Source organism: Frankia sp. CeRuru1, from assembly GCF_977966315.1.
On record NZ_CDWWEW010000308.1, the window covers coordinates 6,040 to 6,682 of the forward strand.

The window sequence follows — 643 nt, forward strand, 5'->3', positions numbered from 1 at the left end:
CCTGAAGAACCGCGGCGTGGCCGACGTGCTCATCCTCGTCTGCGACGGGCTGACCGGCCTGCCCGACGCGGTCGGGCAGGTCTGGCCGCGGACGGTCGTGCAGACCTGCATCGTGCACCTCTTGCGAAACTCGTTCCGATCTGCGAGCAAGAAGGACTGGCCCGCGCTCGCGAAGGATCTCAAGCCGGTCTACACCGCCCCGACCGAGGCGGCCGCGTTCGACCGGTTCGCCGAGTTCTCGGGCGTCTGGGAGAAGAAGTATCCCGCGATCATCCGGCTGTGGGAGAACGCCTGGGCCGAGTTCGTCCCGTTCCTGCGCTTCGACACCGAGATCAGAACCGTCATCTGCTCGACCAACGCCATCGAGTCCCTGAACTCGCGGTTCCGCCGATCGGTGAAGGCCCGCGGCCACTTCCCGAACGAGCAGGCCGCCCTCAAGCACCTCTACCTCACGATCATCAGCCTTGACCCCACTGGACGAGGCCGGCAGAAGTGGATGATCCGCTGGAAGGCCCCGCTCAACGCCTTCGACCTGGCCTTCGACGGACGCCTGTCCGCCGGCCGCAAATAGCATCACCCATGGTAATCACACGCTAGTGGTCTCCGAGTAGCACCAACATCACCCGTTACACCGTTAAGTTGG

The 643-nt window shown here is 64.7% G+C and carries 1 protein-coding gene; it reads left to right on the forward strand.

The features are described from left to right. Window positions 1-571, forward strand: a 571-nt coding sequence (locus AC08OP_RS18795) for an IS256 family transposase (protein WP_476615390.1), incomplete at its 5' end; no start/stop codon positions are given. Between the last annotated feature and the right edge of the window lie 72 nt (window positions 572-643).